At 71.3% G+C, this 14239-nt stretch carries 8 protein-coding genes; 4 read left to right on the top strand and 4 right to left on the bottom strand.

Annotated elements, in window-relative coordinates; translation table 11 throughout:
* Positions 1-111: 111 nt before the first annotated feature.
* The 3 genes from ACFYWM_RS28425 (at position 112) to ACFYWM_RS28415 (ending at position 3721) form a co-directional block, all read left to right on the top strand.
* On the top strand, positions 112-1107 hold the full coding sequence (locus ACFYWM_RS28425) for an ABC transporter permease (RefSeq protein ID WP_389919442.1): 996 nt from the start codon (positions 112-114) through the stop codon (positions 1105-1107).
* Complete coding sequence (locus ACFYWM_RS28420; protein ID WP_389919440.1) at positions 1104-1988, top strand: carbohydrate ABC transporter permease; 885 nt, start codon at positions 1104-1106, stop codon at positions 1986-1988. Before ACFYWM_RS28425 ends, ACFYWM_RS28420 begins: the two co-directional genes overlap by 4 nt.
* Before the next feature lie 83 nt (positions 1989-2071).
* Complete coding sequence (locus tag ACFYWM_RS28415) at positions 2072-3721, top strand: extracellular solute-binding protein (RefSeq protein WP_389919437.1); 1650 nt, start codon at positions 2072-2074, stop codon at positions 3719-3721.
* A 168-nt stretch (positions 3722-3889) separates the two neighbouring features.
* On the opposite strand, the gene ACFYWM_RS28410 is transcribed toward ACFYWM_RS28415, so the two are convergent.
* The 3 genes from ACFYWM_RS28410 to ACFYWM_RS28400 all read right to left on the bottom strand — a co-directional run bounded on the left by ACFYWM_RS28410 (position 3890) and on the right by ACFYWM_RS28400 (position 10466).
* Positions 3890-5767: a DUF2264 domain-containing protein gene (locus tag ACFYWM_RS28410; RefSeq protein ID WP_389919435.1), complete on the bottom strand. Its 1878-nt coding sequence runs from the start codon at positions 5765-5767 to the stop codon at positions 3890-3892.
* 78 nt (positions 5768-5845) lie between these two features.
* Entirely contained in the window at positions 5846-7711 is a 1866-nt protein-coding gene (locus ACFYWM_RS28405; RefSeq protein WP_389919432.1) for a hypothetical protein, read from the bottom strand.
* A 25-nt stretch (positions 7712-7736) separates the two neighbouring features.
* Positions 7737-10466, bottom strand: coding sequence for a Tat pathway signal sequence domain protein (locus ACFYWM_RS28400; RefSeq protein WP_389919429.1), 2730 nt, complete (start codon positions 10464-10466; stop codon positions 7737-7739).
* A gap of 277 nt (positions 10467-10743) precedes the next feature.
* Between ACFYWM_RS28400 and ACFYWM_RS28395 the strand changes: the two genes are divergently transcribed.
* A complete protein-coding gene (locus ACFYWM_RS28395; protein ID WP_389919427.1) occupies positions 10744-11832 on the top strand; it encodes a LacI family DNA-binding transcriptional regulator in 1089 nt (362 codons plus the stop codon).
* Between the two features lie 105 nt (positions 11833-11937).
* Here ACFYWM_RS28395 and ACFYWM_RS28390 read toward each other — a convergent pair whose 3' ends face one another.
* Positions 11938-13911, bottom strand: a complete 1974-nt coding sequence (locus ACFYWM_RS28390) for a beta-galactosidase (RefSeq protein WP_389919425.1) — start codon at positions 13909-13911, stop codon at positions 11938-11940.
* Positions 13912-14239: the final 328 nt, after the last annotated feature.

The raw sequence follows: 14239 nt of genomic DNA, 5'->3' as shown, positions 1-14239 counted from the left end.
GGTGATTCGCCGTTCCCGGCGGGACCGGCGGGCTATTGACGCGCTCATGTAAACGTTTTATGTTGATGAACATTCTGTTTCGGCCGGGTATCACAGTGAAGGGCGTTGGACGTGAGCGTGACGCGGGTTCGCGGCGACGCCGGTGGCACCGGCCCGCCCATCGAGAAGGCGCGGACCTCGTCCTCTGTCGGCGGCTCCCCCGCCGGTGGCCTGCGGCGCGTCCGGGCCGACCGCGTGCTGTTGGTCATCGCGGTGCCGGGCCTGGCGTACTTCCTGTTCTTCCACTACGGCGCGCTGTTCGGCAACGTCCTGGCCTTCAAGAACTACATCCCCTTCCTCGGCGTCTCGGGCAGCGAGTGGGTGGGCCTGGCGCACTTCGAGCGCATGTTCGGCGACCCGGCGTTCTGGAACGCGGTGGAGAACACGCTGATCATCGCCGCGCTGCAGCTGGTGTTCTTCTTCCCCGCCCCGCTGGCCCTGGCGCTGCTGCTGCACAGCCTGGTGGGCGACACCGTCCGGCGGTTCGTGCAGAGCGTGGTCTACCTGCCGCACTTCCTGTCGTGGGTGATCGTCATCGCGCTCTTCCAGCAGATGCTGGGCGGCGCGGGCGTGGTGAACGGCTGGTTGTCGGACCTGGGCACGGGCGGCATCTCGATCATCGGCAACCCCGGCGCCTACGGGCCGCTGGTGATCGCCCAGCTCGTCTGGAAGGAGTGCGGCTGGGCCACCATCATCTTCCTGGCGGCGCTGTCGCAGGTCGACGAGCAGCAGTACGAGGCGGCGGCGCTGGACGGCGCCGGCTGGGGACGGCGGCTGTGGCACGTCACGCTGCCCGCGATCAGGCCCGTCATCGTGCTGCTTTTGGTGCTGCGGCTGGGTGAGTTCCTCTCGATCGGGTTCGAGCAGTTCTTCCTGCAGCGCCAGTCGGTGGGACCGGAGACCGGCGAGGTGCTGGAGACGTTCGTCTACTTCACCGGCTTCGCGGGCGGCGACTTCGGCTACGCCGCCGCGGTCGGGCTGTTCAAGGGACTGATCGGCGTGGTGCTCATCTACACCGCCAACAAGGTGGCACACCGACTGGGCGAGCAGGGGGTCTACAGGGCATGAGCGCGACCGCACCCGCGTGGAAGGGCCGCCCCGGCCCGGCCGTGCGCGCCGCCAAGGCCGTGGCGCTGACCGTGGTGGTCGCCCTGGTGGTCTTCCCGCTGTGGACGGTCCTGGCCACCAGCCTGGCCAGCCCGCAGAACGTCATCGACAACGGCGGCTGGGTGATCTGGCCGGCGGAGTTCTCCGTGGAGGCCTACGCCGACATCCTCCAGGGCGGGATCATCACCCGCGCGCTGCTGGTCAGCACGGGCGTCACCCTGGTGGGCACGGCGCTGAGCCTGGCGTGCACCATCGGCCTGGCCTACACGCTGAGCAGGCCGCGGGTCTACGGCGGCAAGCCGATGCTGCTGCTGGTGCTGTTCACGTTCCTGTTCCCGCCGGGGATGGTGCCGCTGTTCCTGGTGGTGCAGGGCGCCGGGCTGTTCGACCAGTACGCCGCGCTGGTGCTGCCCTTCCTGGTCAACGTGTTCAACCTGGTCGTGATGCGCGGCTTCTTCCAGGCCATCCCGCAGGAGTTGCTCGACGCCGCGCGGATGGACGGCGCCGGTGAGCTGGCGATCCTGCGCAAGGTCGTCCTGCCGCTGTCCAAGGCGGTCATCGCGGTGATCGGCCTGTTCTACGCGGTCGCGTACTGGAACCGCTTCTTCGAGGCCATCATCTACTTCAACGACCAGACCAAATGGCCGATCGGCACCGTCCTGCGGCAGTACGTCACCGGCGGGGCCTCCCTGGCCGAGAGCTCGGGCGAGCTGGCGGCCACCTCGCCGCAGTCGGTCCAGATGGCCGTCGTCATGCTCGCGACGCTGCCCATCGTGTGCGTGTACCCGTTCCTGCAGCGCTACTTCGCCAAGGGCGTCCTGACCGGCGCCCTGAAAGCCTGACCGGCGCCCCGAACGGCGCCCGAAGGTTCACCCCCCACGAGAACCACTCCTTTCGGCGTGAGGCCGGGAGAGGAACCCCTGCCATGGATCACCGCATCGACCGCCGCTCCCTGTTGCGCCTGGCCGGCACCGGCGCGCTCGGGCTGGCCGCCACGCCCCTGCTCTCCGCGTGCGCGGGCCAGAGCCCCCCGGCGGGCGGGGGCGTCTCCAACGCGGGCAGGAGCCTGGCGCCCTGGCCGGCCTACGTGCCGTTCACCGGGCCCGCGCCGGACCTTCCCGGCGACGCCTCCGGCGTGCAGCCGCTCTACCTGAAGTACCCCGAGAAGCTGGTGCGGTCGGTGAACGACACCGTGGGCGACGGCTCGGAGGTCCGGGCCATGGTCGTGTCGTTCGGCGCCCCGCCCAAGCCGGTGGGCCAGAACGAGTACTGGCAGGCGCTCAACAAGGCGCTCAACGTCAACCTGAACGTCACCGTCGTGCCCGACCCGGAGTACGCGCAGAAGATGGCCACCCTGATGGCCGCCGGCGACGACCTGCCGGACATCATCATGTTCAACAACCTGGCGCTCCCGCACGCGGCCGAGTTCATCCAGGCCCGCTGCGCCGACCTGTCGGAGTTCGTCGGCGGGGACGCGGTCAAGCGGTTCCCGAACCTGGCCAACCTCCCGACCTACGCCTGGCAGGGCATGGGCAGGATCGGCGGCAGGATCTACGGGGTCCCGCTGGAGCGGCCGAAGCCGGCCAACAGCCTGTTCGTCAACCGCTCGGCCATGGACGCGGCCGGCATCCCCAAGGACTGGACGACCGAGCGGTACCTGGAGGCCATGAAGGAGCTGACCGGCGACCGCAAGTGGGGCGTGGGCTGGTTCAAGACGCTGTTCGGCGGCCTGGGCGGCATCACCTACCACGCCGGATCGCTGGGCGCGCCCAACACCTGGTCGGCGTCGGGCGGCACGTTCTCGCACACCATCGCCACCCCGCAGTTCGAGCAGGCCCTGGAGATCATGCGCAAGCTGGCCGAGGCCAGGACGCACTACCCCGACAGCCTCACCGTCAGCTCCACCGACATGCAGAGCTACTTCCACAACGGCACGGTCGCCTCGATCAACGACGGCTTCGGGTCGGTGAACCTGGGCTTCATAACGAAGATCGACGGCCGGTTCGACCTCGACCTCGGGCGGCCGTACGGGGAGAGCCCCACGCCCTGGCAGAGCCCCGGCATCTTCGGCTACGTCGCCTTCAAGAAGGCCTCCCCCGAGCGGATCAGGCTGCTGCTGCGCATCTGCGACTACCTCAGCGCGCCGTTCGGCACCGTCGAGTACGAGCTGGCCAACTACGGCGTCGAGGGCAGGCACTTCACCAAGGACGCCGACGGCGTCAAGACCACCGAGCTGTACGCCCAGGAGAACAACACCCTCCTGCCCGTCAAGTTCCTCGGCGCGCCGCCTTCCGTCCTCTACCTGCCGGGTCATTCCGACGTGGCCAAGTCGGTGTACGAGTGGCAGAAGGTGACCCTGCCCGACAGCGTCCGCAACCCCGCCGTCGGCCTGCGCTCGGCCACCGAGGCGAGCAAGGGCGCCCAGCTCAACCAGATCCTCGGGGACGGGATCACCGCGGTCACGTTCGGGCGCAAGCCGCTGTCGGCGTGGAAGGACGTCGTCACCCAGTGGCGGCGGGCGGGCGGTGACCAGGTCGCCGCGGAGCTGGCCAAGGAGCACGCGGCCAACCAGTAGACCCCGAACGCGTGAGGAACCGGCGGGCCGGGAACACGCGGCCCGCCGGTTTTTCGCGTGCCCGCCCCGCCGACCGGCCGGGAGCGCCCGGCGCGTCGGTGGGCCGGTCCGTCCCGGGGGCGTTCCGAGCCGCCGCCCTCCCCCGGCATCTCGCCGCCCGCACCCGCCTCAGGCTCCGGGCGCCGGCCGCTCGCAGGTGGGGACGCCGTCCAGGCGTACGGTCGCCGTCTGCCCGCCGGGCAGGGTCACGACGACCAGGTCGCCTCGCACCCGCACGTCCGGGGCGGGCGGCGGCTGCCGGGTGACCGCCAGGTGCACGAGGCTGACGTAGAGCGCGGTACCGCCGGGGTGGGCGTCGGCGACGGCGTAGGGCGTGGCCGAGTGCGCGCCGAAGGCGTTGGTGCCTCGCGCCGTCACCAGGCCCGTTCCCGTGTAGCCGTGCAGGGCGCGCACGGCGCTGCTCAGCCCGTCCGGGCGCCGGGCCAGCGCCACCCCCTCCCCCACGCTCACCTCCGGGGGGAGCGCCGCGGCCAGGGCGTGGCCGCCGTCGCGCACCCGGTGTCCGGCCGGTGCCGTGACCTGGTGAATCCTGATCTCCGACGGGCCGTCGACGATTGAGGCCGTCACCACGCGGACCGGGCCGTCCCGGTAGGCGGAGGCGGCGAACCGGTCGGAGACGGCCAGGGGCTGGATGTGCCGTCTGAGGGAGGGCGTCCCGTCGGGTGCGATGACGGCCAGGTGGTTGTCCACCCCGTGCGGCCTCTCCCCCAGCTCGGGTCCGGTGTGGCTGGTGTAGGCGAATTTGAGGTAGTGCGGGTCGGGCGGGCCGTGCGGGTCCTGGACGCGGTCGCGGTCGCTGCCGTGGTTGACGAGTCGTACGACGCCGTCCGCGCGGGTGGCGTGCAGCAGCCAGCCGGGGGCGGGCATGGCCAGGGCCTGGTCTGCCAGGTCGACGGGCGCGGCCTCCTCGGCGTCGGTCCAGACCGGGTGTTCGGGCGGCAGGAGCAGGCCGAGGAAGGCCTTACCGGCCCAGTAGGGTGAGGCGGGCCCCGAGTAGTCCTGCGCGACGGGCGGGAACGGGCCGTACCAGCCCAGGGTGAGCAGGCCGCGCTCGTCGGGCGCGCCGCGCTCGGCGAAGTGGCGCAGGACGCCGCTGGCGATGCGGCGGGTGCGGCCGGGGGTGAGGGGTGAGGCGCCGGTCAGCGCTCCCAGCCACAGCGGGGCGACCGTCGCGAACCGGTAGGTCAGCGAGCGTCCCTGGTGTACGGGTGCGCCGTCGGCGGCGAAGAAGTGCTGGTACTGGCCGAGAAAGCGGCGCAGCCGCTCCGCGTAGAGTTCCTGGCGGGCGGTGTCGCGGGCCATCCTCGCCCACAGCGACGGGTACAGGTGCATCGCCCAGCCGCAGTAGTAGTCGAAGTTCTTGCCTTTGCCGTCGGAGTACCAGCCCTCGCCGGCGTACCACTCCTCGACACGCTCCAGCCCGCCGGTGATCTCCGCCGGTTCGTGGGGGCCGCCCACCTCGGCGAGGAACTGCTCGACGACCACCTGGAACATCACCCAGTTGTTGTCCGGGGTGCGCCGTCCGGTGAAGCCGGCCAGCCAGGTCACCACCCGTTCCCGCTCGGGTGGTGAGAGCCGGTCGAACAGCCATGGCCGGGTCTCGTGCAGGGCCAGTGCCACCGAGGCGGCCTCGACGAGTTGCTGGGACATGTCGGCCAGCGCGGGCCAGGCGTAGGGGTGGGCCGGGTCGGTGCCGGCGGTCAGGCCGCTGGCGTAGCGCTCCAGCAGTGCGGGTGGCACGGCGCCGCCCGCTCCGGCGATCCTGAAGGCGGCGAGCAGGAACGTGCGGGCGAACCCCTCCAGGCCGTCGCTCACCGGTCCTGACCGGCTCGCCCTGCCGGGCAGGCGGAACTGGGCGAAGTCCTTTGTCGCGTACGGGAGCACGGAGGCCAGCAGGTGGTCGGCGGCGGCCTCCCAGTGCGCCCGGGTCCAGCCGGTGTGGCCGGAGAGTTCGTCGTCGGGCGTCGGGAGGCCGCTCAGTGACATAAAACGGATACTATAGGTTTTACCGGCGTTTTATTAGAGATGTCACGACTCTAATGGTAAACGCTTTAACGCCGGTGCTCAGCTTCCCGCGTAGCTGATGCCGGGGCGGGGCGGGGTGGTCATGCCGTTGCCGAGGAAGTAGTCGGGGTGGTGGGACTGCATGTAGCCCTTGAAAGTCATGGCGTTGCGGTAGGCGGGGTTGTGCGCCAGCGTGTACAGCCGGGTGCTGCTAGGCCGGTTCGTGGTGAAGATGATCAGCTCGTCGTGGTCGGCATTGGTGTAGACGGCCTCCTCGCGCCAGTCTCCGAGGATGTCGCCGACGAGGGTCGGCCCGCCCTGGGCGGCGGTGACCGCACCGTACTGCGAGACGTTGAGCAGCCGTGGCAGGCTGTTGGTCGGCTGCGGGTTGGCGGGGTCCCATTTCTCGATCTTGCCGCTGTTGAGCAGTTCCATGGTGAGGTCGCCGTCCCACCACAGGCCCAGCTGTGGCCAGGGGCGCAGCGAGGTGTCGGGTTCGGTGAGCCGGTTGGCGGGCGCGTTGTACAGGCCGGAGAAGGACCAGACCTCCATGCCGGGGTGGCGGGGGTCGATGTCGCCGGCCATGCCGCGCCCCACGTCGGCGGTGCCGGACTCGGTGTGCCGCCAGATGACGCTGCCGTTGCGGGCGTCGTAGTAGTACTCGCGCAGGCCGCTGGGGTTGTCCTGCTGCACGCCGTAGCCCTGCAGGCCCGGGCGGGAGGGGTCCATCTTCGCGATGTGGAAGCGGTCGCCGTGCACGATGCCCGCGGGCCCCAGCGAGTAGCGCAGGGTGCCGTCGCCGTTGAGCACGAACCCGATCTCGGCGACCTCGTCCCTGCCGTCGCCGTCGACGTCGATGATGCGGGTGTTGTGCCCGTCGGGGGCGTTCTGGTTGCCGCGCAGCCACTTCCACTGCTGGGTCAGGGTCTGGCCGTTGAACCTCCAGGCGGCCATCATGAGGTTGAAGGCCCCGTTGCCGATCCGGTTCTTCATGAAGGCCACCAGGCTCGGCGTGGTGCCGTCGAGGTAGCCCACCCCGAAGCGGGCGTACATCGGGCCGTCGGACAGGTAGTCGGCCGGCACCGGGGCCGTGGCCCGGGCCGCTCCGGTCCGGCCGTCGAGGATGGCGATGAACTGGCGGTTGTCGTCGCTGTTGGTGAACCTTGTCCCGTTGCCGAAGGTCACGCCGTTGGCGATGCGCACGGCGACCTCGGCCCGGCCGTCACTGTCGAGGTCCTGGACGGTGACACCGTCGTTGTGACCGACGTCGATCGTGGACGACCCGCCTTCGATGTTGTTCTGGTTCGTGCTGTTGGGCCCCATGTCGACCTGCCACAGGAAGCGCCCGTCGCCGCGGTAGGCCTCGATCTTCTGGGGGGAGGTCTGCCGGTCCAGCACGTAGTCGTACTCGCCGTCGCCGTCCAGGTCACCGGCCCAGACGAACTTCACCGGGCCGCCGGCGCGCAGCGGCAGGCGGACCACCGGCTCGGTGGCGTGGTTGGCGGTCAGCGTGAACGCCGCACTGGCCGCCTGCTCGGTGCCGCCGACCACCGGCCGTACGTGGTAGCTGTTGGACCTGCTCAGATCGGCCGTGGAGTCGACGTAGTTGGTGCCGCCGGTCAACACGCCGGAGTTGAGCTTGACGTACGAGCCACCGGCGGTGGAACGGTAGACGTTGAAACCGATGCCGTCCGGGTCCAGTCCCAGCAGCCGCCAGCTGACCAGGACGTCCCTGCTGCCGGAGCGCACGGCCACCACGCCACGGCCCAGCTTCTCCATCGGGCGGACGGGGGCGAGCGCCGAGGCGCCGGACGGGGCGGTGGTCGCGGAGGTGGGCCCGGCGACCAGCGCCGTCGAGGCCATCACGATCGCCGAGGCGATGACGGCCGGCCGGCGAGCGGCTCGCCATCGACGCATGACACGCATGAAGATCTCCTTCGTTGTGGGGGGGCTACGCGGGAAGCCGGTCGCCGATCAGGGCGAGGCACTGGATGGCGGCCAGGCCGTACTGGGCGGAGGCGTTGACCGAGGCGAAGGCGGCCTCGTCGACCGGCTTGAGCACCTTGCTGCCCTCCAGCCGTACCGACGTGAACCGCAGGGCCTTGGGGTATCCGGCGTGGCCGGTGTCGAACTCCTGCCACGCCCGGGCGGCGAGGCCGGCGTCGCCGAGCTTGACGGCGGCATAAGCGGTGAGGCGGGAGTGGGCCTGGCGCAGGTTCTGGTTGCCGAACGACTGGCCGGTCTCGGCCTGCTGCTCGGCGGCGGTGGCGTTGTACAGGCGGCAGTACTGCAGCCAGGCCCTGGTGAACGCCTCGTCACCGGTCAGGGAGATGACCTCGCTGCACAATTCGACCAGGCCGAACACCGCGCCGAGGGAGCCGACGCTGACGGCGGGCTCGGTGGGTTCGAAGGTGCCGTCGTCGAGGTCGTACAGGCCGCTGCCGCGGACGAACCCGTTGGGCATCGCGGCGATGGTGCGCATGCCGTTCAGCAGTTTCTCGCGGGCGATCGGCGCGCCGCCGCGTTCCCACTCGGTCAGCCAGGCGAGCGCGAGGCCGCTCCAGTCGGTGCCGGTGCTGACGCCGAGCGCGTGCGGGTCCGGCTCGTAGGGTCCTGTGCGGATCTTGCGGACGGGGTCCAGGACGAGGAACGTCCTGTCGACGTCCACGAGGTCGCGCAGAAGGTCGCCGACGCGCTCGTCGGCGGTGAGGAAGTACAGGAAGCGCCGGTAGCCGGCGTTGCTGATGCGGGCCTGCTTGGCGCTGTCGGCCCAGTGCTGGACGCCGTGCCGTGTCCCCAGGTCCCGCCACTTGCCCAGGTGGTAGACGTCGACCTCGCCGGTGTGGCGGGTCATGGCCTCGGCGAAGCGGAACACCTCGGCCTTCCCGGTGCGCAGGTAGTGGTACCACAGCCACAGGTCGGTCGACAGCTCGGAGTTGTCCCAGGCGTAGCCGCCGACGTCGTAGCGCCACACGTGGCGGTCGGCGTCGTAGCTGTGCATGATGTCGCCGTAGTCCCAGAAGCCGTACCAGGAGCGCTGGTCGACCTGCTTGCTGTGGTGGTCGAACAGGAAGTCCAGGCGGTCCTCGATCTCCTTCCTGGCCGGGGTAGAGCGGTCGGCCGGTGACCAGTCGCCGAACACCCCGGCCGCGTGCAGGTGCGCCGGCGGCGCGACGACCAGCGGTGGCGTCCGCACGGCTCGTGCCAGCTCCGCCACCCGCTCCGCGGCCGGGGTGGACCCCAGTGCCCAGAACATCAGCTCCGTGGTGCGCGCGATGCCGTACGGGGTGCCGAAGCCCGGCTCGTAGTCCTCGTAGGTGATCTCCAGCCCTTCGAGCTGTTCGGGGTAGGTGTCCTGGCCGAGGCCGTCGTGGTAGAAGCGCAGGTCCATCGGCCCGGCGTCGGGTGACCACAGCCACACGGTGACCTCGGCGCGCTCGGTGGCCGCGTGGCGCACGTCGAGCTGGGTGGGGTGCAGCTGCCAGAAGTTGCGCATGCCGAAGGCGAAGCCGCCCTGCGGGCTTCCGACGTAGCCGAGCCCGCCGGCCCGGCCGCCGGAGTCGACGGGGATCCAGCCGTGGCCGGCCTTGGTGCGCTTGCGGATCTGGAAGCCGTCGGCGCTGATCTGGCGCAGCGAGTAGTCGCCGAAGGCCGGGATGAGGTGCAGGCGGGAGGAGACGCGGGTGTCCCAGGTCGCCACCGGCGGGGTGGCCTGTCCGGCGACCTGTGCCTGGCGTACCGCCGCCCCCGGGTCGCGGCGCAGGCCGGTGATGCCGCGCACCGCCTCCGACAGCACGCCGTCGCCCGGCCCGGCGAAGCGCACGTGCCGGTCGTGCAGCTCGCCGCGCATCGGCACCTCGAAGCGGATGCCCAGGCCGCTGATGAAGTCCTTCTTCTCGTTGCCGTCGAACACGAAGCTGTGCACCGCGCGGATGCCGTCGCTGCCGCTGTAGAAGTACAGGCGCACGGTGAAGGGCAGCCAGGTGCGCCCGCCGCGCCGGTGTCCTCCCTCGATCCTGACCACCGCGCGGACCGGGCCCGACTGCTCGACCGTCACCTTCTCGGTGCGGCTCTCGAACACCTCCTGCTTGACCGTGTCGCCCTCGTCGTCTCCGGGCTCGTCGCGCCGCAGGCAGATCAGCCTGCCGTCGCGGGCGATCTCCACATCGCCCCGCGTGATGGAGCCCACCAGCCGGTCGCCCTTCTTCGGGATGAGGCACCGGATGACGCCGGTGCTCACCTCGACCTCCTCGCGGCCGTCCCTGACCGTCACGGCCGTCGCGGGCGCGGCGGGCCGGCCCGCGGTGAGCAGGTAGCGCTCGGCCGGGGCGACGTCGGCGCCGAGGGCGTGCGCGGTCCACTTCAGCGACCCGTCGGGCCAGTAGGCGGTGGCCCAGGTCTGGACGGGCACCTGCTGCCCGGCGGCGGTGCGCAACGCGAAGTCCTGGCCCTTGGGAACGGTGCCCTTCGGCCACGGCACGCCCCAGGTGGACCCCGCGGCCAGCCGGGCGGGGGTGCCTCCCTCCAGCCAGTGGAGCTGGACGCCGTCGTCGAGCACGCCGCGCGCCGCCACCGGCCGGGCGGCCGTGGCGTGCGCCGGTCCCGGCGGCAGGCCGATCTGACCGGCGGCGGCGGCCGCCGCGGCGCCGAGGAGCAGTTTGCGTCGGGACATCATCGCCATGGGGGGCTCCACTGGGCTTGGCGTTCACCAGGATGAAACGGCCACGTGTTTAACCGTTTACATCGACAGATGGCAGCATGGCCCGCATCGGCTGTCAAGGGGCCCGCATCACGACGGAATGCGCTTTCCCAGCGTGGCGCCCACGGCCGCCGCCCGATTTCCTCTCCGGCGGCGGCACGGCGATCACGCGGAGGCGGTGATTTGACAGTGGACGGGACAAAGGAGAGCATCGCGCGTAAGCGGTTTACCAATGGTTTTCGCGCCATGTGGAGGTTGGATGGTCCGGCGTGCGGCGTCCCGTGAGGAAGGGCGGCGGCCGACGACGATCCGCGACGTGGCCGCGCACGCGGGCGTGTCCGTCGCCACCGTGTCGCGGATCCTGTCGGGCACCTACCCCAGCGCGCCCGCCACCCGCGGCAAGGTCATGCGGGCGGTGCGCGAGCTGGACTACGTGGCCAACGCCAACGCGCGCGGGCTGGCCGGGGCGAGCAGCCGCAGCGTCGCCATCATCGTCAACTCCGTGATCTCCCCGCACTACGCCCACGTCGCGCAGGGCGTGCAGGCCCAGGCCGCGCTGGAGGGCAAGCTCTGCATCGTCGGCACCACCGGCGGCGACCCCGAACGCGAGCTCGCCACCGTCCAGCTGATGCGCCAGGAGCAGGCCGAATGCGTGGTCCTGGTCGGCAACGTGGTGAACGACGCGGCCTACCGCGAGCGGATGGGCGAGTACGCCCGCGCGCTGGCACTCGCCGGATCGCAGCTCGTCCTGTGCGGGCGCCCGACGCTGGGCCCCGGCGTGCCCGCCCTCGTCGTGGAGTACGACAACACCGGCGGCGCGTACGCCATCACCAGCCACCTGCTGTCGGCGGGGCACCGGCGCATCCTGTTCCTCGGCCGGCGCGACGGCCACACGACCCAGGACAGCCGCGTCGCCGGCTACCGTGACGCCCTGGCCGGCTACCGCGTGCCCCACGATCCCGGCCTGGAGGTCGAGGGCACGATGGAACGGCACGAGGGCTACCGCATGATCCGCGAACGGCTGGAGGGCGGGCCGCGTGACTTCACCGCCGTCTTCGCCTGCAACGACCTCATCGCGGCGGGCGCCCGCCAGGCCCTGCGCGAGCACGGGCTGCGCGTCCCCGGCGACGTCTCCATGGTCGGCTTCGACGACCTGCCCCCGGCCGCCGACATCGACCTCACCACGGTCCACGTGCCGCACGAGGAACTCGGCCGCACCGCGGTGCGCCTCGCCCTGGAGCGCCGGCAGGACACCTCCGGCATGACCGGGCACGTCATGCTCGGCACCCACATCGTCGTCCGAGACTCGGTCCGGACCCTCAGGGGCGCCGACGTCCCGCTCTCGTAGGGATCCTGTCCGCACCCGCGCCCACGACGGACGCCCCCTGGGCCGGCCGGCCGCCGGCGGTGTGGCGCACGGCCGGGTCGTTCCATGGTGGGGTGGGCGCGGTGGTCATGAGGTCGCCGGCGGCCCGAAGACGCGCCAGCCGTAGGCGGCGATGGTGTCCCCGGCCTCGCTGGCCGCCTCGATCCGGCGGCCGAAGGGCGAGGACGGGGTGAAGGGCCGCTCGGAGTGGTTGACGACGAACAGGTGCCCGTCGCGTACGACGGCCTCGACGTGCTGCGGCAGGTGCTCGACGGCAGGGCGGACGCCGGTGCCGGCGAAGATCCGCGCGGTGACCGCGCGCATGCCCTCCTCGTCGGGGACGGTGGCCAGGTAGTACGCCCTGCCCGAACCGCTCTTGCGCGAGGTGAAGGCGGGCCGGCCCTGGAGCCTGCCGTCACGGAAGTCGCCGATGACCGTCGCGTCGGCCAGGTCGAGCTCCTCGGCGAACAGGCGGCCCTTCACCGAGGCGCCTTCGAGGGAGACGGTCACCGTGGCGGTGTCGTGCGTTCCGTCGATGGGCAGGGCTCCGAAATCCCTCACCCTGAGGCCGAGCGTGGTCCCCAGCCGGGTGGTGAAGCCCCCGGCGGCGAACCTGTCGTGCTCGTCGACCACGTCGCTGAACGCCGACAGCAGCAGCGTCCCGCCCCCGGCGACATAGGCCGCGACGTTGGCCGCCGAGGCGTCGGTCAGCAGGTAGAGCTGCGGCGCGACGACGACGGCGTAGCCCGACAGGTCGTCGCCGGGGTGGCGGATGTCGACGGTGACGTGCTGGCGGTGGATCGCCGCGTGCCACTGCCGGACGACCTCCAGGTAGTCGAAACGCACCGGATGGTCGCTGTTCTCCACCGCCCACCGGTTGTGCCAGTCGTAGATCAGCGCCACCGGCGCGTCGACCGTCGCCGAGAGCCGGGGGAAGGCGGCCAGGTCGCGTCCGAGTTCGACGATCTCCTTCCAGGTGCGGGTGCCGGTTCCCGCGTGCGGCACCATCGCCGAGTGGAACTTCTCCGAGCCTGATCGGGACTGGCGCCACTGGAAGAACATCACCCCGTCGGCGCCGCGCGCGACGGCCTGCACGCTGAGGGCCGCCATCTGCCCCGGCGCCTTCGGCGCGTTGCTCGCACGCCAGTTGACCGCGTCCGGGGCCTGTTCCATGAGGACCCACGGAATCCCCGGTTTGAGGGAGCGCATGAGGTCCCGGGTGAAGGCGGCCTCCCGGAACGAGGCGGGGTCGGCCGGATCGGGGTAGCTGTCGTCGGCGACCAGGTCCAGGTCCGCCGCCCACGAGCGGTAGTCGATCGGCTCGAACGCGCCCATGAAGTTCGTGGTGACGGGCTGGGTGCCCCCCGCCGCGCGGATGATCGACTTTTCCATGCGGTAGAGCTCGAGCATCGCGTCGGAGGTGAAGCGCTTGAAGTCCAGGAGACCGGAGGGGTTGAGGCTGTAGGGCGCGAGCCGGGGCGGGACGACCTCCTCGAAGTCGCCGTAGCGCTGCGACCAGAAGGCGGTGCCCCAGGCCTCGTTCAGAGCCTCGATGTCGTCGTACCGCCCGCGCAGCCAGGCGCGGAAGGCGACGGCGGCGTTGTCGGAGTAGTCGGCGTGCAGGTGGCAGCCGTACTCGTTGTTGACGTGCCACATCACCACCGCCGGATGGGAGGCGTAACGTTCCGCGACGGCTCCGGTGAGTTCGGCCGCCAGGCGCCGGTACACCGGCGACGTGGGAGCGTAGGCCTGCCGGCTGCCGTGCCAGTAGGTGGCCCCCGAGGCGTCCTTCGGCAGGATCTCGGGGTAGGCCCGGCTCGCCCACGGCGGCGGGGAGGCGGTGGCCGTGGCGAGGTTCACCCCGATCCCGCCCGCGTGCAGCTTGGCGAGGATCCGGTCGAGCCAGCCGAAGTCGAACTCGCCCTCGGCGCGCTGGATGCGCGCCCACGCGAACACCCCCAGGCTGACCAGGTTCACCCCCGCCGCCCGCATCAGCCGGATGTCGTCGTCCCACACCGGCTCGGGCCACTGCTCGGGGTTGTAGTCGCCGCCGTAGTACACCTGGGGTGCTCTCCTACCAGTGATCGGTGTCGAAGCCGGACGCGCCTTCGGGCGCGGACGCGCCCGGTGCCGCCACCCGGCGGGGCGAGCCCCGCAGGTCGGCGTGCGCCGAGGGCCACACCGGCCTTCGGTGCGGGACCCAGTTGCGTAAACGTTTTAACATGAAATGACGGCCACCGCCAGCGAACGACGGGACGGGGTGCGGCCACAGCCGCCCCCGGTGTCCCGGTGGCGGGTCATCGGATCCTGGGTACGGGGACCTTGGCCCAGTCGAGGTCGGTGGCCAGGTAGAAGCCGGGGTAGGCGGGCTGGTTGTAGCCCGTCTGCT

Origin of the sequence: Streptosporangium sp. NPDC002721 (genome assembly GCF_042888905.1) — a bacterium.
Lineage (GTDB): Bacteria > Actinomycetota > Actinomycetes > Streptosporangiales > Streptosporangiaceae > Streptosporangium.
Note: the sequence above shows the minus strand (reverse complement) of the source record. Positions and strands in the feature narration are given on the sequence as shown.

Excerpts from the sequence above, each read along its gene's own strand:
- ACFYWM_RS28420 (WP_389919440.1), top strand. The coding sequence starts at position 1,104 with ATGAGCGCGACCGCACCCGCGTGGAAGGGCCGCCCCGGCCCGGCCGTG.
- ACFYWM_RS28415 (WP_389919437.1), top strand. The coding sequence starts at position 2,072 with ATGGATCACCGCATCGACCGCCGCTCCCTGTTGCGCCTGGCCGGCACC.
- ACFYWM_RS28410 (WP_389919435.1), bottom strand. The coding sequence starts at position 5,767 with ATGTCACTGAGCGGCCTCCCGACGCCCGACGACGAACTCTCCGGCCAC.
- ACFYWM_RS28405 (WP_389919432.1), bottom strand. The coding sequence starts at position 7,711 with ATGCGTGTCATGCGTCGATGGCGAGCCGCTCGCCGGCCGGCCGTCATC.
- ACFYWM_RS28400 (WP_389919429.1), bottom strand. The coding sequence starts at position 10,466 with ATGGCGATGATGTCCCGACGCAAACTGCTCCTCGGCGCCGCGGCGGCC.
- ACFYWM_RS28395 (WP_389919427.1), top strand. The coding sequence starts at position 10,744 with ATGGTCCGGCGTGCGGCGTCCCGTGAGGAAGGGCGGCGGCCGACGACG.